21 protein-coding genes and 1 riboswitch are annotated in these 19,777 nt (G+C 74.9%); of the genes, 16 read left to right on the forward strand and 5 right to left on the reverse strand.

Annotation, left to right across the window (positions count from 1 at the left end):
- Positions 1 to 49: 49 nt before the first annotated feature.
- Positions 50 to 1,003 (forward strand): helix-turn-helix domain-containing protein, encoded by a 954-nt coding sequence (locus tag ACY1JF_RS12600; protein WP_462705144.1) that lies wholly within the window; start codon positions 50 to 52, stop codon positions 1,001 to 1,003.
- Between the two features lie 26 nt (positions 1,004 to 1,029).
- Here ACY1JF_RS12600 and ACY1JF_RS12605 read toward each other — a convergent pair whose 3' ends face one another.
- The gene (locus tag ACY1JF_RS12605) at positions 1,030 to 1,242 is read right to left on the reverse strand and encodes a hypothetical protein (protein WP_462705145.1); all 213 of its coding nucleotides are present in this window, start codon (positions 1,240 to 1,242) and stop codon (positions 1,030 to 1,032) included.
- 1 nt (position 1,243) lies between these two features.
- On the opposite strand from ACY1JF_RS12605, the gene ACY1JF_RS12610 reads away from it, so the two are divergent.
- The 3 genes from ACY1JF_RS12610 to ACY1JF_RS12620 are packed head-to-tail and all read left to right on the forward strand — an operon-like array spanning position 1,244 to position 3,677.
- Positions 1,244 to 1,618 (forward strand): hypothetical protein, encoded by a 375-nt coding sequence (locus tag ACY1JF_RS12610; RefSeq protein WP_462705146.1) that lies wholly within the window; start codon positions 1,244 to 1,246, stop codon positions 1,616 to 1,618.
- Positions 1,619 to 1,671: 53 nt separating this feature from the next.
- Positions 1,672 to 2,361 carry a response regulator transcription factor gene (locus ACY1JF_RS12615; protein ID WP_462705147.1) on the forward strand — a complete coding sequence of 230 codons (690 nt, stop codon included), beginning with the start codon at positions 1,672 to 1,674 and terminating at the stop codon, positions 2,359 to 2,361.
- Positions 2,358 to 3,677, forward strand: coding sequence for a sensor histidine kinase (locus tag ACY1JF_RS12620; RefSeq protein WP_462705148.1), 1,320 nt, complete (start codon positions 2,358 to 2,360; stop codon positions 3,675 to 3,677). The genes ACY1JF_RS12615 and ACY1JF_RS12620 overlap by 4 nt, the downstream gene beginning before the upstream one ends.
- 53 nt (positions 3,678 to 3,730) lie before the next feature.
- Here ACY1JF_RS12620 and ACY1JF_RS12625 read toward each other — a convergent pair whose 3' ends face one another.
- Together ACY1JF_RS12625 and ACY1JF_RS12630 are read right to left on the reverse strand one after the other, a co-directional pair.
- Positions 3,731 to 4,606: a CAP domain-containing protein gene (locus ACY1JF_RS12625; RefSeq protein WP_462705149.1), complete on the reverse strand. Its 876-nt coding sequence runs from the start codon at positions 4,604 to 4,606 to the stop codon at positions 3,731 to 3,733.
- A gap of 268 nt (positions 4,607 to 4,874) precedes the next feature.
- Positions 4,875 to 5,510, reverse strand: coding sequence for a tellurite resistance TerB family protein (locus tag ACY1JF_RS12630; protein ID WP_462705284.1), 636 nt, complete (start codon positions 5,508 to 5,510; stop codon positions 4,875 to 4,877).
- A gap of 309 nt (positions 5,511 to 5,819) precedes the next feature.
- On the opposite strand from ACY1JF_RS12630, the gene ACY1JF_RS12635 reads away from it, so the two are divergent.
- The 7 genes from ACY1JF_RS12635 to ACY1JF_RS12665 all read left to right on the forward strand — a co-directional run bounded on the left by ACY1JF_RS12635 (position 5,820) and on the right by ACY1JF_RS12665 (position 13,006).
- The gene (locus ACY1JF_RS12635) at positions 5,820 to 6,800 is read left to right on the forward strand and encodes a sporulation protein (protein ID WP_462705150.1); all 981 of its coding nucleotides are present in this window, start codon (positions 5,820 to 5,822) and stop codon (positions 6,798 to 6,800) included.
- Positions 6,801 to 7,122: 322 nt separating this feature from the next.
- Positions 7,123 to 7,401, forward strand: coding sequence for an acyl carrier protein (locus ACY1JF_RS12640; RefSeq protein WP_462705151.1), 279 nt, complete (start codon positions 7,123 to 7,125; stop codon positions 7,399 to 7,401).
- Entirely contained in the window at positions 7,398 to 8,681 is a 1,284-nt protein-coding gene (locus tag ACY1JF_RS12645; RefSeq protein WP_462705152.1) for a beta-ketoacyl-[acyl-carrier-protein] synthase family protein, read from the forward strand. Before ACY1JF_RS12640 ends, ACY1JF_RS12645 begins: the two co-directional genes overlap by 4 nt.
- Entirely contained in the window at positions 8,678 to 9,739 is a 1,062-nt protein-coding gene (locus tag ACY1JF_RS12650; protein ID WP_462705153.1) for an ACP S-malonyltransferase, read from the forward strand. The genes ACY1JF_RS12645 and ACY1JF_RS12650 overlap by 4 nt, the downstream gene beginning before the upstream one ends.
- A riboswitch (cobalamin riboswitch) is annotated at positions 9,734 to 9,936 on the forward strand. Its footprint overlaps the gene before it by 6 nt.
- Positions 9,937 to 9,996: 60 nt before the next feature.
- Positions 9,997 to 11,037 carry an ABC transporter substrate-binding protein gene (locus ACY1JF_RS12655; protein ID WP_462705285.1) on the forward strand — a complete coding sequence of 347 codons (1,041 nt, stop codon included), beginning with the start codon at positions 9,997 to 9,999 and terminating at the stop codon, positions 11,035 to 11,037.
- Positions 11,038 to 11,042: 5 nt separating this feature from the next.
- Entirely contained in the window at positions 11,043 to 12,050 is a 1,008-nt protein-coding gene (locus ACY1JF_RS12660) for a FecCD family ABC transporter permease (RefSeq protein WP_462705286.1), read from the forward strand.
- A gap of 173 nt (positions 12,051 to 12,223) precedes the next feature.
- Entirely contained in the window at positions 12,224 to 13,006 is a 783-nt protein-coding gene (locus tag ACY1JF_RS12665; RefSeq protein WP_462705287.1) for an ABC transporter ATP-binding protein, read from the forward strand.
- Between the two features lie 3 nt (positions 13,007 to 13,009).
- Here ACY1JF_RS12665 and ACY1JF_RS12670 read toward each other — a convergent pair whose 3' ends face one another.
- On the reverse strand, positions 13,010 to 13,177 hold the full coding sequence (locus ACY1JF_RS12670) for a hypothetical protein (RefSeq protein WP_462705154.1): 168 nt from the start codon (positions 13,175 to 13,177) through the stop codon (positions 13,010 to 13,012).
- A gap of 468 nt (positions 13,178 to 13,645) precedes the next feature.
- On the opposite strand from ACY1JF_RS12670, the gene ACY1JF_RS12675 reads away from it, so the two are divergent.
- Genes ACY1JF_RS12675 through ACY1JF_RS12695 form a run of 5 tightly spaced genes read left to right on the forward strand, consistent with a single transcriptional unit; the run spans position 13,646 to position 18,962 of the window.
- Positions 13,646 to 14,713 carry a phytanoyl-CoA dioxygenase family protein gene (locus ACY1JF_RS12675; protein ID WP_462705155.1) on the forward strand — a complete coding sequence of 356 codons (1,068 nt, stop codon included), beginning with the start codon at positions 13,646 to 13,648 and terminating at the stop codon, positions 14,711 to 14,713.
- Positions 14,695 to 16,017, forward strand: a complete 1,323-nt coding sequence (locus ACY1JF_RS12680; RefSeq protein ID WP_462705156.1) for a DUF6271 family protein — start codon at positions 14,695 to 14,697, stop codon at positions 16,015 to 16,017. Before ACY1JF_RS12675 ends, ACY1JF_RS12680 begins: the two co-directional genes overlap by 19 nt.
- Positions 16,018 to 16,022: 5 nt before the next feature.
- Positions 16,023 to 17,213 carry an alanine racemase gene (locus tag ACY1JF_RS12685; RefSeq protein ID WP_462705288.1) on the forward strand — a complete coding sequence of 397 codons (1,191 nt, stop codon included), beginning with the start codon at positions 16,023 to 16,025 and terminating at the stop codon, positions 17,211 to 17,213.
- Positions 17,206 to 17,727 carry a GNAT family N-acetyltransferase gene (locus ACY1JF_RS12690; RefSeq protein ID WP_462705157.1) on the forward strand — a complete coding sequence of 174 codons (522 nt, stop codon included), beginning with the start codon at positions 17,206 to 17,208 and terminating at the stop codon, positions 17,725 to 17,727. The genes ACY1JF_RS12685 and ACY1JF_RS12690 overlap by 8 nt, the downstream gene beginning before the upstream one ends.
- A 5-nt stretch (positions 17,728 to 17,732) precedes the next feature.
- A complete protein-coding gene (locus ACY1JF_RS12695) occupies positions 17,733 to 18,962 on the forward strand; it encodes an MFS transporter (RefSeq protein ID WP_462705289.1) in 1,230 nt (409 codons plus the stop codon).
- Here ACY1JF_RS12695 and ACY1JF_RS12700 read toward each other — a convergent pair.
- Positions 18,931 to 19,665 carry a L,D-transpeptidase family protein gene (locus ACY1JF_RS12700; RefSeq protein ID WP_462705158.1) on the reverse strand — a complete coding sequence of 245 codons (735 nt, stop codon included), beginning with the start codon at positions 19,663 to 19,665 and terminating at the stop codon, positions 18,931 to 18,933. The genes ACY1JF_RS12695 and ACY1JF_RS12700 overlap by 32 nt on opposite strands.
- Positions 19,666 to 19,777: the final 112 nt, after the last annotated feature.

Genomic DNA, 19,777 nt, shown 5'->3' on the forward strand with positions numbered 1-19,777 from the left:
CGGCCCGCGCTCGCCGGTACCGTAGGAACTCCCCCAGAGGGAGGTTCAAGTGCCCGTACCGCCCGACGGCCGGCTCGGCATCGGTGAACTGGCCGAGCGTGCGGGCGTCACCGTCAAGACCGTCCGCTTCTACTCCGACCGTGGCCTGCTGCCGGAGACCTCCCGCACCTTTGGCGGTCACCGCCGCTACGGCCCCGAGGCACTGGACCGGCTACGGCTGATCCGCTCCCTGCGCTCCCTCGGCCTCGGCGTCCCCGAGATCCGCCGCGTCCTGGACGAGGGGGGCGAAGACGACGCGGGCCGCCTGCTGGAGGACGCCGTCGCCGGACACCTGCGTGCCCTCGGCTCCCAGCTCACGGCGTTGCGCTGGCGGGAGGCGGCGCTGCGGCTGGTCCAGGAGTGCCCGCCGGACGAACGGGCCGACCGGCTCCGCCTGATCGGCACGGTGACCGCCCCGCCGAGCACGGCACCGCTGGCCCGCTTCTGGCGTGCCTGGCTGCCGCCGCGCATGCCGCCCCGTTCCGTCACCGCCTTCCTGGAGGCGGCGGTCCCGCAGCCGCCCGACGACCCGGCACCGCCGCAGGTACTGGCCTTCGCCCGGCTCAACGCCCTGACCACCGCCCCCTGTACGCCCTCCGCCCGGCCCCAGCCCGAGGCACACCGCACGGTGGACGCCCGCGGCGCGGCCGTCCTGTACGCGGCCCTGGCCGAGGCGTACGACCTGGCCGGGGCGCACCTGCGCCGGGACCACACGCCGCGTCCGGGCGAGGCGCTGGACTGCTTCGTGAACGCGTACGCGGCCGCGTACGGCACCCGGGACACCCCCGGCTTCCGCCGCCTGCTGGCCGGGCAGCTCACGGCCGACCCGCGCATCGACCGCTACTGGGACCTGGTCACCGAGGTGATCACCGCACCGGGCGCCCGTCCGGAACCGACCCCGGGCTCCGCGCACGACTGGCTGCTCACGGCGCTGACCGGCCAGGCGCCCGGCACGGCTGCCTGAGCCGCCCCGCCCCGGTGCCCGGCGCCTCAGAACGAGGTCTCGCTCACCCGCGCCTGGTCGTGCGGCTCCGTCGTCGCCGTGATCTGCGAACGGTGCCGGTCCGCCGAGAACGTCACCGTGAGCGTCTGCGGCGCGCTCTGGCGCGTACGCACGGTGAAGCCCTGGTCCGGCACGGCCGAGATCAGGCACACCCCGCCGGCGCCGAAGCGCACCGTGGCCTTCCCGCCCTCGGACGGCACCGTGTACACCCCCGACCCGCCCTTCTCGCACCCCGCCGCCGCACGCCCGGTCGCCTCCGGCTGCCGCGGCGGTGCGGTGCGCGCGGTCGGTGCCGGCGTGGGCGTGGGCGTGGGTGTCGGGGTGGGCGCCGGAGCCGTCCGCCGGGAGGTGCCGGCCGTGCGCGAAGGGGCCGTACCGGGCCGGTCCCGGCTCGGCGACGGAGCGGGCGAGCGCGCATGGCTCCGGGCGGGCGTGGGGCTCGGCGACGCGGCCGGCTCCCTTGGCGCCGACCGCGCGACCGGCGCCGTCGGCCGGGTCGAGCCCAGTACGAAGTGGATGGTGAGGATGACGGCCGTCACGCTGGCCGCCGTGCAGCACAGCCAGAGCAACAGGTAACGCAGGAGACGCGACACGACACCATGGTGACCGACCGGCTAACGTGCCTGCCCATGGCCTCCGTACTTGTCGTCGAGGACGACTCCGTGATCCGGGCCGCGCTGATCGAGGTCCTCACCGGGCACGGCCACGCGGTGCGGACCGCGCACCAGGGCTTCGAGGGACTGCGCGAGATCACGCAGAACCCGCCCGACATCGTGGTGCTCGACCTCGGCCTGCCCGACGTCGACGGACTCGACGTGCTGCGGATGATCCGGGGGATCTCCCGCGTCCCGGTCCTGGTCGCCACCGCCCGCGACGACGAGACCGAGATCATCCGGCTGCTCGACGCCGGGGCCGACGACTACCTGGTCAAGCCGTTCTCCGGCGGCCAGCTCGCCGCCCGCCTCGGCGCCGTGCTGCGCCGGACCGCGCCCCCCGGCGTCCGGGCGGCGCCGCGGCGGATCCTCCAGGTCGCCGACCTGCGGGTCGACCGGACCGCCCGCACCGCGCACCTGGCGGGCCGGGAACTCCCCCTGACCCGCCGCGAGTTCGACCTGCTGGCCTACCTCGCCGCCCACGCCGACCAGGTCATCTCCCGGCAGCGCATCCTCACCGAGGTGTGGCGGCAGCCGTATCTGGAGGACCAGACGGTCGACGCCCACCTCTCCGCGCTGCGCCGGAAGATGGGGGAGAAGGCCCGCGCGCCGCGTCTGCTGCACACGGTCCGGGGCATCGGCATCAAGCTGGTCAGCGCGCCATGAGACGTGCCCTCGCCGGGATCGCCCTGGCGGTCACCTCGATGGTGGCGCTCTCCTTCCTCGTCCCGCTCGCCCTGCTGGTGCGGGAACAGGCCCGCGACCGGGCCACCACCGCCGCCGAGCAACGGGCCTCGGCCCTGTCACCGGTGCTCGCCCTCACCACCCGGCGAGCCGACGTGCAGCAGGCCGTCGCCGAACTCGGCTCGGCCGACCAACTCGCCGTACGGCTGCCCGACGGCGGCCTGGTAGGGGCTCCGCACGCGCCCGAGGACGCGCTGGAGCGGGCCGTGCGACGGCGTGAGACGCTCGCCCTGGACACGGCGGACGGCTGGGTCCACCTCCAGCCCGTCGTGCTGCCCCGCGACCGCGTCGCCGTGGTGGAGGCGTACGTGCCCGCCGCGGACCTGAATCGGGGCGTGGCCGCGTCCTGGGGTGTGATGGCCCTGCTGGCCCTGGGGCTGGTCGGCGGTTCGGTGCTGGTCGCGGACCGGCTCGGCGCCCGCGTCGTGCGCTCCTCCCGGAGCCTGAAGCGGGCCTCCCTCGCCCTCGGCTCGGGCGATCTCGACGTACGGGTTGAGCCGGACGGGCCGCCCGAACTCCAGGAAGCCGGGGCGGCGTTCAACACCATGGCCGACCGGGTCGTCGACCTGCTCGCCGTAGAACGGGAACTGGTCGCCGACCTCTCGCACCGGCTGCGCACCCCGCTGACCGCGCTCTACCTGGAGGCGGACCGGATGGGCGCCACCGACAGCGCCCGCCGGGTCACCGAGGCCGCCGTGCAGCTGGAGACCGAACTCGACTCGATCATCACCGCGGCCCGCACACCGCTGGCCGCCGCGCAGCCCGGCGGCGCCGCCACGGCCACCGCCAAGCCCTGCGACGTGAGCGAGGTGGTCGCCGCCCGGCTGGAGTTCTGGTCCGTCCTGGCCGCCCAGCAGGAGCGTCCCTGCGAGCGGTACCTCACCCCGCGCCCGACGCCCGTCCGCTTCACCGAGGACGACCTCGCGGCCGTGATCGACGCCCTGATCGGCAACGTCTTCCGGCACACCCCGCAGGGCACCGCCTTCGCCGTACGGGTGGAACGGGAGCGGCGGCACGTCCTGCTCACCGTCGACGACGCCGGCCCGGGCGTCGCGGACCCCGACGCGGCGCTCACCCGGGGCGTCAGCGTGGGCGGTTCCACGGGGCTCGGCCTGGACATCGTGGCCCGCGCCGCCCGGGCCACGGACGGGGAGCTGACGATCGGCCGCGCACCGCTGGGCGGCGCGCGGGTACGGGTGTCGCTCGTCCTGGCGGGACCGCGGCCGGGGACGGGCTGAGGGGCGGACGGGGAGACGGACTGGGGAACGGGCTGAGCGACGGCAGGGGAAGGTCAGCGGCTGGTGCCGAAGTCCTGCGTCCACCAGGGGCCGCCGTCACCGGCATGGACGCCGATGCCTATCTCCTCGAAGTCGCAGTTGAGTATGTTCGCGCGGTGACCGGAGCTGTTCATCCAGGACTCCATCACGGCCTCGGCGTCGGCCTGGCCGCGCGCGATGTTCTCGCCCAGCGCCGACCACTGGTAACCGGCCGCCTCGACGCGGGAGGCCATAGTGGAGCCGTCGGGACCGGTGTGGGACATCACGCCGCTGGCGGCCATCACGTCGCTGTAGTCGTCCGCGGCCTGGGTCAGCCGGGCGTTCTCGGTGAGCGGGGAGCAGCCGGCCGCCGCCCGTTCCTCGTTGACCAGCGCGAGGACCTGCGCCTCGGGACCGCCGGAGACGGACGTGGTGGTGCCGGACGTGGAACCCGTTCCCGAATCAGAGCCCGAACCAGATCCCGAGCCGGTGCCGTCGCTGCCTCCGGCGCCGCTCCCTGTCGACTGCTCGCCCCCGTCCTGGGCCGCCGCCCGGGAGGACGTCTCGGCGGCGGGCTCCGTGGTCCTGGTCGGACTCGGCTTCTTCTTCGCCGCGGGCGTGGTGGCGCTCCTGCTCGGTGAGGGGCTCGCCGAGGTGCTCGGGGTGGCGGACGGCGAGGCCGAGGGCGATGTGGTGCTCGCCGCGTCCTCGGCGCCGCCGGTCTCCTCGGCGGCGCTCGCGGCGACGTGGTCCGACCGTCCGTCGTCCTCGCCCCCGACGGTCGCCAGCGTGATCCCGACGCCGGCCGTGACCGTGACGGCGCCGAGCACCAAAGCGGTGCTGCGTGCCCGGCGTCCCCCGGACGGGCGGGCGTGGGAGCGGGTCGGACGGACGGCTCGGCGGGAACCCATGCGCAGTGCACCTCGGCTGGTCGTTCGGCGGACAGGGCCCGGTGGACGCGACCGCGTCCACCGGGACTGTGCGGGGGGATGCCGAGAGCCTAGGGCGGGCCCGGTACGGACACGGGCGCCGGAGGCCAACTTCAAGAAGCCTTAAGGAAGCGACCAGACTCCCTTGAGGAACCGGGCCCGGACCGGGGCGCCGGGGCAGCCGTGGCGGGCGACGAGGCCCAGGGCACCGACCGCGGCGCTCGCCGCCAGGGCAGGGTGCCGCGTCCGCTCAGACGGCGAACTCGGTCGGCGGCAGGCCGAGGGCGGTGCACGCCTCGCGCACGGCCTGCTGCTCGGCCGGTTCGAAGACGCCGTCCGCCCCGGCGACCACGATGCCGGTCTGGATGACCGCGCGGGCCTCGGCGGGCTTCTTGGCGGCCTTGGCGATCACCTGGAGAGCCTCCGCCTTGCCCGCGTGGAAGTCGGTGAGCAGCCGGTCCACATGCTGGTTGAACCGCTGGCGGAGCTGGTCGGCGGGGAAGTTCTGCAGCACGTCGTTGGTGACGATCAGCTCCTCCACCCGCTGCCGCTCGGCCGGCTCCACCTGTCCGTCCGCCGCGGCCACCAGCGCGCACATCGCCATGCTCGCGTCCCGGTAGGCACCGCTCTTCAGCTCCGTCTTGACCGACGCCAGCTGCGACTTGAACAGGCCGATCAGCTGCGCCTTGGCGCCGCCGGAGGACGACCCCGAGCCGTGCCCCTGACCCTGGCCGTGAGCACCGTAGGCCCCCTGGCCCTGACCGCCGTACGGGCTCTGCCCCTGACCGCCGTACGGGCTCTGCCCGTGCCCACTGCCCGTGCCGCGCGCGCTCTGGGACTGCTGGAGGTTCTTGGCCTGGTCCTTGATCCGGTCCCACATCGCCACTGGTGCCACCTTCTGCCGCTGTCGTGTACGTCTGCTGTCGTACGAGGTCTGCTGTCGTACGAGGCCTGCTGTGCGCATGCCGTCGGGCACGCTACTGCGTGCCCACCCGATCAAACGCCTCCGGACGGCACGCGGTTCCCGTGGGCAAAGGAAAAGCAAAACGGCCGGCGCTCCGCCGCGGCGACGGCCGCTCGGGACACGGGCCCAACTCGTGTGCCGGTGAACGCCCTTCTGCCTCTACTCTTCTCCATGCACGTATCTTCTACATGTACGTAGAAGCACCTGTCTCATGAAGGAGTGGACGCCACGATGGTGTTCAAACGACTGCTCGGCTCGCTCGGCGTGGGCGGGCCCACGGTCGACACGGTTCTCGCCCCGGGCGCGGCCCGCCCCGGTGCGGCGCTCACCGGCGAGGTACGGCTCAAGGGCGGCAGCGCCGACTTCGACGTCGAGCACATCGCGCTGGAACTGGTGGCCAGGGTCGAGGCCGAGCACGCCGAGGGCGAGAGCGAGGGCGCGGTCGTCTTCGACCGGTTCCTCGTCGGCGGCGGATTCCGGCTCGCCGAGGGCGAGGAGCGCACCGTGCCGTTCAGCGTGCCGCTGCCGTGGGAGACCCCGGTCACCGAGCTGTACGGGCAGGGCCTGGGCATCGTGCTCGGCGTGCGCACCGAACTGTCGGTGGCGGGCGCCCGGGACAAGGGCGACCTGGACCAGCTCACCGTGGCACCGCTGCCCGCCCAGGAGGCGATCCTGGAGGCGCTCGGACAGCTCGGCTTCGGCTTCCGCTCCGCCGACCTGGAGTACGGCCGGATCGGCGGCACCGGTCAGCAGCTGCCGTTCTACCAGGAGATCGAGCTGGTCCCGGCCCCGCAGTACGCCCACCAGGTCAACGAGATCGAACTGACCTTCCTCGCCCACCCCGGCGGCCTGGAGGTCGTCCTGGAGGCCGACAAGCGCGGCGGGTTCTTCACCGAGGGACACGACGCCCTCACCCGCTTCACCGTCGGCCACCACGACACCCGCGACTGGAACACCGAGGTCGACGGCTGGATCCGGGAGCTGATCGACCACCGGGCCTCCTACGGGTCGCACGCCTCGTACGGGCACCACGGCCACGAGGAGTACCACGGCGGTCACCACTCCGGCCCGGGCATCGGCACAGCCGTCGCCGCCGGTGCCGCGGGCCTGGCCGTGGGCGTCGTCGGCGGGATGGTCGCGGCCGAAGTCGTCGACGAGGTCGGTGACTTCTTCGAGGGCGACGACGAAGGGGACGAGGAGGACGAGGGCTGAGCCCACCGGCCGGCCGACGGGCGGGTGGAACGAAGGGCCGAAGGGCCGTCGGTGGCCTTTACGCGCGGCGTGCCCCTCACCCTGAGCGCACCATGGGGCGCCCGAACGCACGTGAATGTCACGGCAGTTGAAGGAGCGCCCCTGGTGTGCTCCGGCTGCCCCGGGGTCTTCGCCGAAGTGGCGCTTACCGCTCCGGGCGGTCGGAAAGGCTGTCCGCGTGCATCCGGCGGACGCCGGTGCCGTGCCGGAGCGCTCGGGACGGACGGTGCCCGCCGGCCCGTTCCCGGGCGCGCCCCACGCGGACGACCAAGGAGGACCTCCCATGCCGCCCACAGCCGACGAGCGCGAACTCTTCGACGAACTGCGGGAACTGCTGGCCGTCACCGTCGAGGACGTGTCCGTCGAGGAGGTCGGCCTCGACAGCGACCTGAAGGACGACCTCGGTGTCGACTCGCTGGCCCTGCTGGAGCTGATCGCGGCGATCGAGGACCGCTGGCAGGTCCAGGTGCCGATGGACGACGCGGCGCGGCTGACCACGGTCCGTGAGATCGTCGACCACCTCCTCGCCGTGGTCCCCGCCCCGGCCGGCGGCGCCGCGTGAGCCGACCGGACCGGGCCGCGCGGTCCCGTGACGAGACCGCCGCCGTCGTCACGGGGCTGGGCATGACCACGGCCCTGGGCGGTGACGTCCCGTCCACGTGGTCGGCGCTGCTGGACGGCGCCTGCGGGGTCGAGAGCCTCGACTTCGGCGCCCCGGACGGCCCGTCCCAGGTGTATCCGGCGGCGCCCGCCGCCGTGGACCCCGGCTCGGAGCTGTCGCCCGCGAAGGCCGCGCACTGCGACCGCTCCGCGCAGTTCGCCCTGGTCGCCGCGCGGGAGGCGCTGCGCGACGCCGGCCTGGCGGGGACGTCCCTGGCGGAGGGCGGCTCCCGGGTCGTCGTCATCGTCGGTGTGGGGCTGGGCGGGCTCATCAGCATCCTGGAGCAGAACCGCAGGCTGGAGACCGGCGGTCCCGGCCGGGTCAGCCCCCGGGCCATCCCGGTCATGCTGCCCAACCACGCCGCCGCCGAGGTGGGCCTGATGGTCGGCGCCACGGCCGGGGTGCACACCCCGGTCAGTGCCTGCGCCTCCGGCGCCGAGGCCCTCGCGCAGGCCCTCGCCCTGATCCGGGAGGACCGCGCCGACGTGGTGATCGCGGGCGGTGCGGAGGCCGGCCTGCACCCCCTGGTCTTCGCCGGGTTCGCCCGGCTGCGCGCCCTGTCCCGGCGGTGCGACGAGCCCGAGCGGGCCTCCCGTCCGTTCGACGCCGACCGCGACGGCTTCGTGATGGGGGAGGGCGCCGGCGTGCTGGTGGTGGAGAGCGCCGGGCACGCCGCCGCCCGCGGCGCCCGGGTGCACTGCCGCCTGACCGGCGCGGGCATCACCAACGACAGCCATCACGTCGCCCAGCCGGCGCCCGGCGGCACGGGCTGCGCCGCCGCCGTGAGTGCCGCCCTCGACGACGCAGGTCTCCTCCCGGAGGAGGTCCGGCACGTCAACGCGCACGCCACTTCCACACCCGTGGGCGACCTCAGCGAGGCCCAGGCCCTGCACACGGCGTTCGGGAAGGCGCTGGACGACGTGGCGGTCAGCGCGACCAAGGCGGCCCTCGGGCACACCCTGGGCGCCGCCGGCGCCATCGAGGCCGTCACCACCGTCCTCGCCCTGCGGGACAGAACGGCGCCGCCCACCCGGAGCCTCGAACGCGTGGACCCGGCGATCGAGCTGAACGTGGTCGGCCGCGACCCCGAACCGCTGCCCGCCGGGCCGCTCGCGGCGGTCAGCACCAGCATGGGGTTCGGCGGGCACAACGTCGCGCTCGCCTTCACCACCGTCCCGTGAGCCGGCCCCACCGCGCGGACCCCCGCCCCGTCGGCGCCGGGGGCCCCCCGGAGAGGGCGGCGGACCGGCCGCGCACCGTGCTGATGTGTCCCGGGCAGGGCGCCTATCTCCCCGGCGCCCTGCGCCACCTGCGCGAGGTGCCCGCGGTCGCCGGGGTGCTGGCGACCGTGGACACCCACGCGCCGGACCGCGGCCCCGCCGCCGTGCCGGTCGGCCGGCTCCTCACCGAGGCGGACGCCCCGGGGCCCGAGGAGCTCCTGCGCGCGGATCCGCTCGGCTTCGACCTGGCCACCTACGCCGCGGTGGTCGCCGCCGCCACCGTCCTGCTCGACCTCGCCGGCCCCTGGATCGACGCGGTCCTCGGCCACAGCGTCGGCGACCTGGCGGCCCTCACCGTCGCCGGGGCCGTCACCGTGCGCCAGGGCGTCCAGCTGCTGCGCGTACGGGACCGGCTGCTGCGCACCGCCGGACTGCCGGCGGCCGGCATGGTGGCCACCGACGCCGGCGCCGACCGGGCGGCGCACCTGCTCCGTGTCTGCGGCACGGAGCGGGTGCGGATCGCCGCCCGCAACGCGCCCGCCCAGACGGTCCTCGCCGGTCCCGACGGCCAGCTCGCCCGCCTCCAGCGGGCGCTGCTGGACGACGGGCACCGGGTGACCCGGCTGACCAGCCGCACCGCCTTCCACCATCCGCTGCTCGGGGAGGTCCACCGGTCCCTCCGCCGTCTGCTGCGGACCCAGCCGGTCGCCCGCCCCGCCCTCGCCGTGCACACCGCCGCCGGGCACCGGGCGCGCACCCCCGCCCAGCTGCGCACCGCGGCCGCCGCCCACCTCACCGAACCCATGGCCCTGCACCAGACCCTGCGCGCCCTGCGCCAAGGCGGCTTCACCACCTACCTCGACAGCGGCCCCAGGGCCCTGCTCAGCGCCCTGGTCAAGGCCAACCTCCCCGGCTGTGCCACCGCCGCGCCGCTGCGCACCCCCGTGGGCGTCGAACGCATACGGCAGCGCCTCACCGCCGTCGCCCCGCCGCACCGCCCCGGTCGGGGCGCTTGGTAGTCTGCCCGGGCCAGTCACGCCACCTCGGTGGTCAGGGAATCCGGTGGGAATCCGGAACTGACGCGCAGCGGTGAGGGGGACGGGCGGGGCACTGACGCCACTGGGACAGGAACCGCGCGACGGCGGGAACGGTCCTGGGAAGGCGCCCCGTCCGGACGAACCCGAGTCCGAAGACCTGCTGGCACCTCCGCACCCCGTGCGGAGGTCGACCGTAGGCCAGGCTCCGCGTCCAGAGCCCCGACACCCGAGGCATGCCCGTGCTCCGTTCCGTCCCCCGTTCCGCAGCCCTGCTGCTCACCTCCGTCCTGCTGCTCACCGCCTGCGGCACCACTGACGGGAAGGACACGGCCACCGGCGGCTCCCCGTCCGCCGGCCGGCCGGTCACCATCGAGAACTGCGGACACCGCGTCACCCTGGAGTCGGCGCCGCGGCACGCCGTCTCCCTCGACCAGGGCAGCACCGAGATCCTGCTCTCCCTCGGGCTCGCGGACCGCCTGGCCGCCACCGCGACCTGGACCGACCCCGTGATGAAGGGGCTGGAGAAGGCGAACGCCGGGGTGCCCCGCCTCGCCGACAACGCCCCCTCCTTCGAGAAGGTCCTGGACGCCGGACCCGACTTCGTCACCGCCTCGTTCGTCTCCACGCTCGGCACGGGCGGCGTCGCCACCCGCGAGCAGTTCGAGAAGCTGGGCGTGCCCACCTACGTCTCCCCGTCCGACTGCGGCGCGGGCAAGGACAACGACAGCGGCGGCGACGGCTCCCGCAGCACGCCGCTCACCCTGGAGGCGGTGTACGGCGAGATACACGACCTGGCGCACGCCTTCCGGGTGGACGAGCGCGGTGACCGACTGGTGAAGCGGCTCAGGACGCGGGTCCGCGAGGCCACCGACGGCCTCCAGGTGTCCGACGTCTCCCTCATGTACTGGTTCGCCAACTCCCAGTCGCCCTACCTCGCCGGGTGCTGCGGCGCCCCCGGTGCCATCACCCGCGCCCTCGGTGCGCGGAACGTCTTCTCCGACACCCACGACGAGTGGCCCCAGATCAACTGGGAGACCGTCGCCGACCGCGACCCCGACGTCATCGTCCTCGGCGACCTGACCCGCGAGTCCCAGACCGCCGAGACCGCCAAGGCCAAGATCCAGTTCCTGGAGACCGACCCGGCCACCCGCAACCTCACGGCCGTGCGGAAGAAGCGGTACGTCCTGCTCAGCGGACAGGCGATGAACCCGTCCGTCCGCACCGTGGAGGGCATCGAGAAGGTCGCCGCCGGCCTGCGGGACCTCGGGTTCGCCAAGTGACCGGCATACGGACCCCCTTGCTCACCGCGGCCGGGCTGGCCGCGCTGGCCGCCTCGGTCGCCGCCGCGGTGACCATCGGACCGGCCGACATCTCCACCGCCGACGTATGGGCCTCGGTCGCCGCCCACCTCGGGCTGGGCCGCACCGACCTCGCCCCGCTGCGCGACGGCATCGTGTGGGACCTGCGCATGCCGCGCACGATGCTGGCCGCGGTGTGCGGCGCCGGCCTCGCGCTGTGCGGGGCGGTCATGCAGTCCCTGCTGCGCAACCCGCTGGCCGACCCGTTCGTCCTCGGGGTCTCCTCCGGCGCCTCGACCGGGGCGGTCGCGGTGATCGTGCTCGGTGTGGGCGGGGGAGCGGTGTCGCTGTCCGCCGGCGCGTTCTTCGGCGCGCTGTTCTCCTTCGGGCTGGTCCTGCTGCTCAGTCACAGCCTCGGCGGCGGCGTCGACCGGGTGGTGCTGTCCGGGGTGGCCGCCATGCAGCTGTTCTCCGCGCTCACCTCGTTCACCGTACTGACCTCGGCGGACGCGGAGACCACCCGGGGCGTGATGTTCTGGCTGCTGGGCTCGCTCACCGGCGCCGGCTGGAGCGAGGTGCTGCTGTGCGCCGGGGCGCTGGCCGCCGTACTCGTGGTCTGCCTGGTCCACTCCGCCACCCTGGACGCCTTCGCCTTCGGCGAGGAGGCCGCCGCGGGCCTCGGGGTGCGCGTGGCCCGCACCCGCCTCGTCCTGCTGTGCGCCACCGCCCTGCTCACCGCCGCCCTGGTCAGCTGCGCCGGGGCGATCGGCTTCGTCGGACTGGTCCTGCCGCACGCCACCCGCGCGCTCACCGGCGCCGCCCACGCCCGGCTGCTGCCGGTCACGGTGCTGACCGGGGCCGTCTTCCTGGTGTGGGTCGACACCCTCGCCCGTACCGTCCTCGACCCGCGGGAGATCCCGGTGGGAGTGGTGACGTCCCTCATCGGCGTGCCCGCCTTCGTGGCCGTCCTCCACCGGGGCCGGAGGCGGACGTGAACGAGCCCGAGACCGTCGTCTCCGAGACGACGGGTGGGACGGCCGGTCCCGAGACGACCCGTGAGACGGCCGGCCCCGGGACGGCTGTCCCCGAGACGACCCGTGAGACGGCCGGCCCCGGGACGGCTGTCCCCGAGACGGCTCGCGAGTCCGCTGCTCCCGGGGCCGGGGGCCTGCGGGCCGACCGCGTGGGCCGGCGCGCGGGCGGCCGGCTCGTCGTGGACGGCGTCACCCTCGCCCCCCGCCCGGGTGAGACGGTCGGCCTGCTCGGGCCCAACGGGTCGGGAAAGTCCACGCTGCTCAGACTGCTCGCGGGCGTGCTCCGGCCCGCCGCCGGCGTCGTCACCCTCGACGGCAGGCCGCTGACCGGCGTCGGCCGCCGGACCGCGGCCCGCCGTATCGCCACCGTCGAACAGCACGCCCACACCCAGACCGAACTGACCGTCCGCGACGTCGTCGCCCTCGGCCGCATCCCGCACCGCCGCCCCTGGGCGGCCGGGTCGGCCGCGGACGGCCGGGCCGTCGCCGCCGCCCTCGACCGCACCGGCCTCACCGACCGGGCGGACCAGTCCTGGCACACCCTGTCCGGCGGCGAACGCCAGCGCGCCCAGATAGCCCGCGCCCTCGCCCAGCAACCGCGCGAACTGCTGCTGGACGAACCCACCAACCACCTCGACATCCAGAACCAGCTCGACCTGCTGGAACTGGTCGTGAGCCTGCCCGTCACCACGGTCGTCGCCCTGCACGACCTCAACCTCGCGGCGATGTACTGCGACCGCGTCCTCGTCCTCGGCGAGGGCCGGGCCGTCGCCGAAGGAACCCCGGGCGACGTCCTGACCCCCGCCCTGATCGAACGGGTCTACGGCGTCCGCGCCGAGGTCACCGACGGCGGCCACGGCCGCCCCGTCATCCGCTTCCTGCGCCGCACCGACCGACCGTTGCCGCCCTTGACCTGATGCTCACCCCCGGCCGGTGAGGTACCGGTGGAGCATGGCGACGAGTGCGTCCTCCAGGCGCCGGACGCCCAGCGGGTCGGGAGCCGAACAGACCTTGTGGACCACCAGCTCCACCGTGGTCACCGCGAGCCGGGCGGCGGCCTCGGTGTCGGCCACCCCCAAGCCGGACATCGCCTTCCACGGCTACCGGCGCCAGGGCCGGACCGGCCCCGGCTGAGCCTCGGCCGAGTCCGGCACCGGAGGGCGCGGCCACCTCGCAGGCCGCGCTCGCTGGAGGGAACCGGCCGCGCCTTCCGGCGGACGGGTATGCCACCCACGCCACCCCCTGCTCGTCGGTGCAGACCAGGGACACGATGCACCCGGCCCGACCGGGTGTGTCAAGGGTCGAGTGGCGACCGGAAAACCTCGAACCGACGTCAACGCGTCGCTGACCCAAGGGTGTTGACACCGCCACTTGGTCTAGTCCATTGTGAGGCCTCGTTCGGCGGGTGGCACAGGAGACCGGTGCCCGCCGCCCCGCACCGCTCCGCCGCCCGGCCCGAGCGGAACCCGTAGCCCCTCCCGCGTGCGCACAGTGGCACGCCCTCCGCACAGACCGCCGCGCACGGCAGGTGCGACGGCGACGACTTGGAGCACCACATGGCCGCACCCCACCCCTACCTGTACCGAGCCGCCTCGGACATCCCCTACTTCAGCGCGGACGCGGACACCTACCTCGCCCGCACCCCGCTGCGCGACCTGGAGAAGACCCGCCCCCTGCGGGTGCTGACCGAGGAGCAGTTCGCGCACTGGCAGACGTACGGCTACACCGTCGTCGAGCAGGCCGTGCCCGCCGAGCACGCCCGGCGCCTGCTGGACTTCGCCTGGGAGTTCCAGGGCCTGGACCCCGACCGCCCCGAGACCTGGTACGAGGAGCGCCCCTACCGCTCCGACCTCGACCGCGAACTGCACATCTACGGCTTCGTCGAGGCCTACCACCACCAGCTCGTCTGGGACAGCCGCCAGACCCGGCGGGTCTACGACGCCTTCGCCGACGTGTGGGACTGCGCGGAGCTCTGGGTCACCCTGGACCGCCTCAACCTCAACCCGCCCAACGTCAAGAACCGCGACCGCGCCCTGATCGAGCAGCGCGAGCGCGGCTTCGACATCGAACTCCACTGGGACGTCGACACCACCCTCGGCGTCCTGCCCCAGCGGGTCCAGGGCATCGTCGCCCTCGACGACACCGAGCCGGACCACGGCGGCTTCCAGTGCTGCCCCGAACTCTTCCGCCGCTTCGACAAGTGGAAGGCCCTCCAGCCCGCCGGCCGCGACCCCATCCGGCCCGCCATCGACCGCGCCGAACTGCCCGTCGTACGGCCCGACTTGAAAGCCGGCGACCTGCTGATCTGGAACGGCCTGCTCGCCCACGGCGTCGCGCCCAACACCTCGGGCGCCGGGGTGCGCGCCGTGCAGTACCTGTCGATGATGCCCGCGCTGGAGGAGCACGAGGAACTGCGCCGCTCCCGCGTCGAGTCCTGGCGCACCCTCGCCACCCCCGAGTGGAACGCCACCCTGCTCGGCGACGCCCGCCGGCCCGAGTCCGAGCGGTACCCGACCGCCGAACTGAACGACCTGGGCGCCCGCCTGCTCGGCCTGAGGTCCTGGCACGACGGGAGCGACACCGACCAGCCCACCGGGGACACCGCATGCGCCGCGTCTGCCTGACCCTGCCCACCGACCGGGCCTGCCCCGAGACCGTCACCGCCCTCGGCGCGGAGGCGGCGTACGCCGTCGAACGCCACACCGACGTCGAGGTCCGGATGCTGATCCTCGACTCCTGCGCCCCCGCCGTGCGCGCCGCGCACGCCGCGGCGATCCGGCGCCTGCCCGCCCACCCGCGCATCACCGTCCACCACCTCGACGAGGCCGCCCAGCGCGCCTTCCTCACCCGCGTCGTCACCCGCTCCGGCAGCGCCGAACCCGACCTCCTCCTCGACCTGCTCCTCCCCGACGGCCTCTCCTACGGCGCCTGCACGAACCGCGCCTTCCTGATCGCCGCCGCGCTCGGCTGCGAGTCCGTCCACCGCCGCGACTCCGACAGCCGCTACCAGCGCCTGGACGGCCGTACGGTCTTCCCCGTCCGCCACGAACTGGCCGCCCTGGGCAGACCCGCCGGACAGGCCGGGACCGAGGTCACCGACACCGACCTGCCGGCGGCGTACGCGAACCGGACGGTGGCGATGGTGGGCGGCTCCTTCGTCGGTGAACCCTCCGTCGACATCACCCACATGCGCCGGACCGACCCCGACGCCCACCGCGACGTGGTCGGCCTGTGGGCACCGGCCCACTGGTCCGCCGCACGCAGACGCGAACTGGCCGAGGAGTCCTTCCGGGGCGCGGGCACCGAACCGTTCACCGGGGACCGCTCACTGCTGACCCTCGTCGACCCGATGCGCGTCGACATGTGCAACATCGCCTTCCACGGGGTGCACGAACGCGTGCCGCTGCCACCCGCCCGGGACACCATCGGCAGCGACTACTTCCTGATCCACCTGGTCCACGACGCCCGGCTGCCCGGCGTCCTGCACAACCGGCACATCGTCAACCACCACACCGGCGAACGCCGTACCGACGACGGCTTCCGCGCCTACCAGCTGCGCTTCGTCAAGTTCCTGCTGTCGATGTGCTACCTCCACCACGTCTACGACCGGATGGCGCGGGCCGGCGACGCCCTGCTGGACGACACCGGCCGGGTGCGTGCCGCCGCGATCGCGGCGTTCGCCCGGGAGAGCACCGGCCTCGACCGGACGGAGAACGTCCGGCGGCTGGACACGGTCGACACCGTCTACCGGCGCCTGGGCGGCCGGTACGCCGACGTCGCCGGCCTGGTGGCCGCCCGCCGCGCACGCCTCCTGGACGAGGCCTGCGACGACATGGCGGACTTCGCGCTGCTGACCGAGGCGTGGCAAGCGCTGATGTCCGCCGCCCGGGCCACCGAGCCGGCCGCACCGCCCGGGCAGCCCGCGTGAACACGCTGACCGGGACCGCCCCGGCGCTCAGCGCGCCGCTCGCCGCCGCCCTCGCGGCCCCCGGCCAGGACCGCCTCGTCCTGGACCTCGGCGGCGTCGCCCGTGCCCACGCCACGCTGCGCCGCGAACTGCCCGGCGTCCAGGTCCGCTTCGCCCTCAAGGCGTGCCCGGTGGACGAGGTCGTCGGCACGCTGGCCCGGGCCGGCGCCGGGGCCGACGCGGCGAGCCCCGCCGAGATCGGGCAGGCCCTGCGGGCGGGCGTGCCGGCCGGCCGCATCCACTACGGCAACACCGTCAAGTCCGACCGCGACATCGCCGCCGCCCACCGGCTCGGCGTCCGCGTCTTCGCCACCGACAGCCTGGAGGACGTGGCCGCCCTCGCCGCGCACGCGCCCGGCGCCCGGGTCTTCTGCCGGGTGGCGGCCGCGGGCCGGGGCGCGGTGTGGGGCCTCAGCCACAAGTTCGGGTGCGCGCCCGCGGACGCGGTCCGTGTCCTGGAACACGCCCGGGAGGCGGGGCTGGTGCCGTCCGGCCTCTCCGTGCACGTCGGCTCCCAGCAGATGACGGCCGAGGCGTGGCGCGTCGCCGTGGAGGACCTCGCCGAAGTGCTGCGCGCCCTGCGCCCGCGCGGCATCACCCCCGACCACGTCAACCTCGGCGGCGGCCTTCCGGCGGTGGGCTACCTCGACCGGCACGGCCACCCCCTCGACCCGCCGCTGGACAAGATCTTCGCGGTGCTCAGGGAAGGCATGGACACCCTGCGCCGGGCCCACGGCGGCCCCCTGGACTTCGTCGTCGAACCCGGCCGGTACCTCGTCGCCGACCACGGCGCCGTCCGCGCCCACGTCGCCCGGCTCGCCCGGCGCCGGGAACTGGGCGGGGCGCACCGGTACTGGCTCTACCTGAGCTGTGGCAAGTTCAACGGCCTCTACGAGATGGACGCGCTCCAGTACCGGCTGGTCTTCCCCGGCCGCACCGGCGGCCCCACCGTCCCGGCCGTGGTCGCCGGACCCACCTGCGACAGCGACGACGCCTACTGTCACGAGGACGGGCACGTCCGGGTGCCGGCGGACCTGGTGTCCGGCGACCCCGTCTGGGTGCTGTCCAGCGGCGCGTACGCCCTCAGCTACACCACCCGCGGCTTCAACGGCTTCCCCCCGCTGCCGTACACCGTCACCGGCGGCGCCGATGACTGAACCCGTACGGGTCCGCCGTATCACCGGGGCCGACTGGGACGCCGTCGCGGCACTGGAGCACGGCGCCTACGCCCCGCTCGGCCTGTCCGAGGGGCGGGCCGCGCTCCAGGCCCGGGCAGCCGCCTCTCCGGAGACCTGCTTCGTCCTCGACGCCGGCGGCCGGACGGCCGGGTACCTGCTGGCCCTGCCGTACCCGGCGCTGAGCATCCCCGCCCTCGGCCGGACCGAGCGGGCCCCCGCCGCGCCGCCCGGCGGCAACCTCCACCTGCACGACATCGTCGTCGCGCCCGCCCTGCGCCGCCGGGGACTGGCGCGGCACCTGCTGGGCCGGCTCACCGGCACCGCCCGCCTCCGCGGCGACGAGCGGATCTCCCTGGTCGCCGTGGGCGGCAGCGACCGGTTCTGGGCGGCCCGCGGCTTCGTACCGCACCCCGAGGTCACCCCGCCCGGCGGCTACGGCCCCGGCGCCGTCTACATGTCCCGGCCGGTGCCGGCCCCGCGTGAAGTGAGCTGATGCGCATGCCCCTGCTCCAGGACCCGTTCCGCCGCGGCCAGTTGGCGACAGCCGCGCTGTTCTGCTCCCTCGGGTTCCAGTACGCCACCTGGGCGGCGCGGATACCGGCCCTGAAATCGGACCTGGGGCTGAGCGCGGCCGAGGTCGGGGTGCTGCTGATGGCCGCCGGCGTCGGCGCCGCCGTCTCCTTCCCCCTGGTGGCCTGGCTGATGCGGCGCCTGGGCTCCCGGCGGCTCGCCCTGCTCTCCCAGCTCTGCCTGGCCCTGCTCCTGCTCGCCCTGGCGGCGGCGCCGAACCATCACGTGGCCCTGCTGGTCATGTGCGCCGACGGTGTGCTCGTGGGCTGTCTGAACGTCGCCATGAACGCGCAGGGAGCCGCTCTGGAGGCCAGGTTCGAGCGCACCACCATGGCCCGGCTGCACGCCGTGTTCAGCGCCGGATCACTGCTCGCCGCCCTGGTCGCCTCCGCCATGACCACGCTGACCGGGTCGGTCGGCGCGCACTTCGGCGTGGCCGTCGTCCTCCTGCTGGCCCTGGGCGCCACCGCCCGCACCGGACTGCTGGACGAGGAGGGCCGGGCCGGCAGCGGCGAGGCGACGGGCGCGCCCGTGCCGGACAAGCGCCGCCGGAGCTGGACCGTACCCACCGCGCTCACCCTGTGGATGTGCTGCGCCATGGCCTTCGGCACGGTCGCCGAGGGCGCGATGAACGACTGGTCCGCCCTCTACCTGAAGGACGTCGCCGGGGCGTCGGCCGGGCTCGCGCCGCTCGGCATCGCCGTGGTGTCGGGCGCCATGGTGATCGCCCGGCTCTTCGCCGACGGCCGGCGCGACCGCTGGGGCGACCGGCGGGTCGTCCTGCTCGGCAGCGCGCTGGCCGCCACCGCCCTGACCGGCGCCCTGCTGAGCGGCGGGGTGCTGCCGGCCCTGCTCGGCTTCGCCTGCGTCGGCCTCGGCATCGCCGCCGTGACGCCCTGCGTCTACGCGGCGGCTGCCCGGCAGGGCTCGGACGCGCTCACCCTCGTCGCCGCCATGGGCACCACCGGTCTGCTGGCCGGGCCGCCGCTCATCGGGTTCGTCGCGGACGCCGCCACCCTGGCGTGGGGCATGGGCGCCGTCGCCGGGTCGGCGGCCGTGGTGGTCCTGTGCGGTACGCGGATCAACTGGGGGCCGGCCCCCGCCGCGGCCCCCGCCGCCGTCGCGGTCACTCCTCCAGAGCCGCCTCGGGCCCCATGACGACGACCGGTTTCCCGGCCGGGTCCAGCGCCTTCAGCAGCACCCGCATGTGCTCCTCGCGCAGGGAGACACAGGCGTTGGTCGGTCCGCCGTGGTCGACGTGGATCCACACCCCGCCGCCCTTGTCCTCGCCCAGCGGACGGGTGTTGTCCAGCGGGGTCGTGCCGGGCACCCGGTTGTAGTCGATGGCGACGACGTAGTCGAACGAGCCCTCCAGCGACTCACCGAGGTGCCCGGTGCCCTCGGCGGAGAAGTCCGGGTCCTGGTCGTAGGGGAGCCGGGCCCACGGGGCGGGCAGCCGCCCCCCGGCGTCGCTGAGCGTGAACACGCCGATGGGGGTGCGCAGGTCCCCCGCCTCGTGGTCGCGGGTCCAGCCGCGCAGCCCGTTGTGCGCCGGCCACGGACCGGCGACGGCCCGCCAGCCGTGCTCGGCGTCCCGCTCGTACAGCACGACCCGGGCCCGGTTGCCGTCCTGAGTCGTACCCCGCACCACCACGGCCTGCCGGGTGTCGGCCGGGACCCGGTCGCGCAGGGCCGGCCCGACACCGGGGAGCGGGCGGGGGACGGTTCTCACCGGAGGGGGACCGGGCGCGGGCGTGCCCTGCGCGGAGGGGCCGCGCGGCTCCGGGGTACAGCCGGTTCCCAGCAGGCCGGTGCACACCACGGCGCCGAACGCGCACACCAGCACTTTCCTCAGCGTCATACCGAACTCCGCCTCCGTACGTGGACCTAGTCATTGCTTGACCGCTTCCGGTACGGGATCCCCGCGGGCCGCCCCGCCTCCCCCGTTCGGCTCAGACGGCGGCCCGGTGGCG

Source organism: Streptomyces sp. SYSU D01066-1 (genome assembly GCF_054956795.1).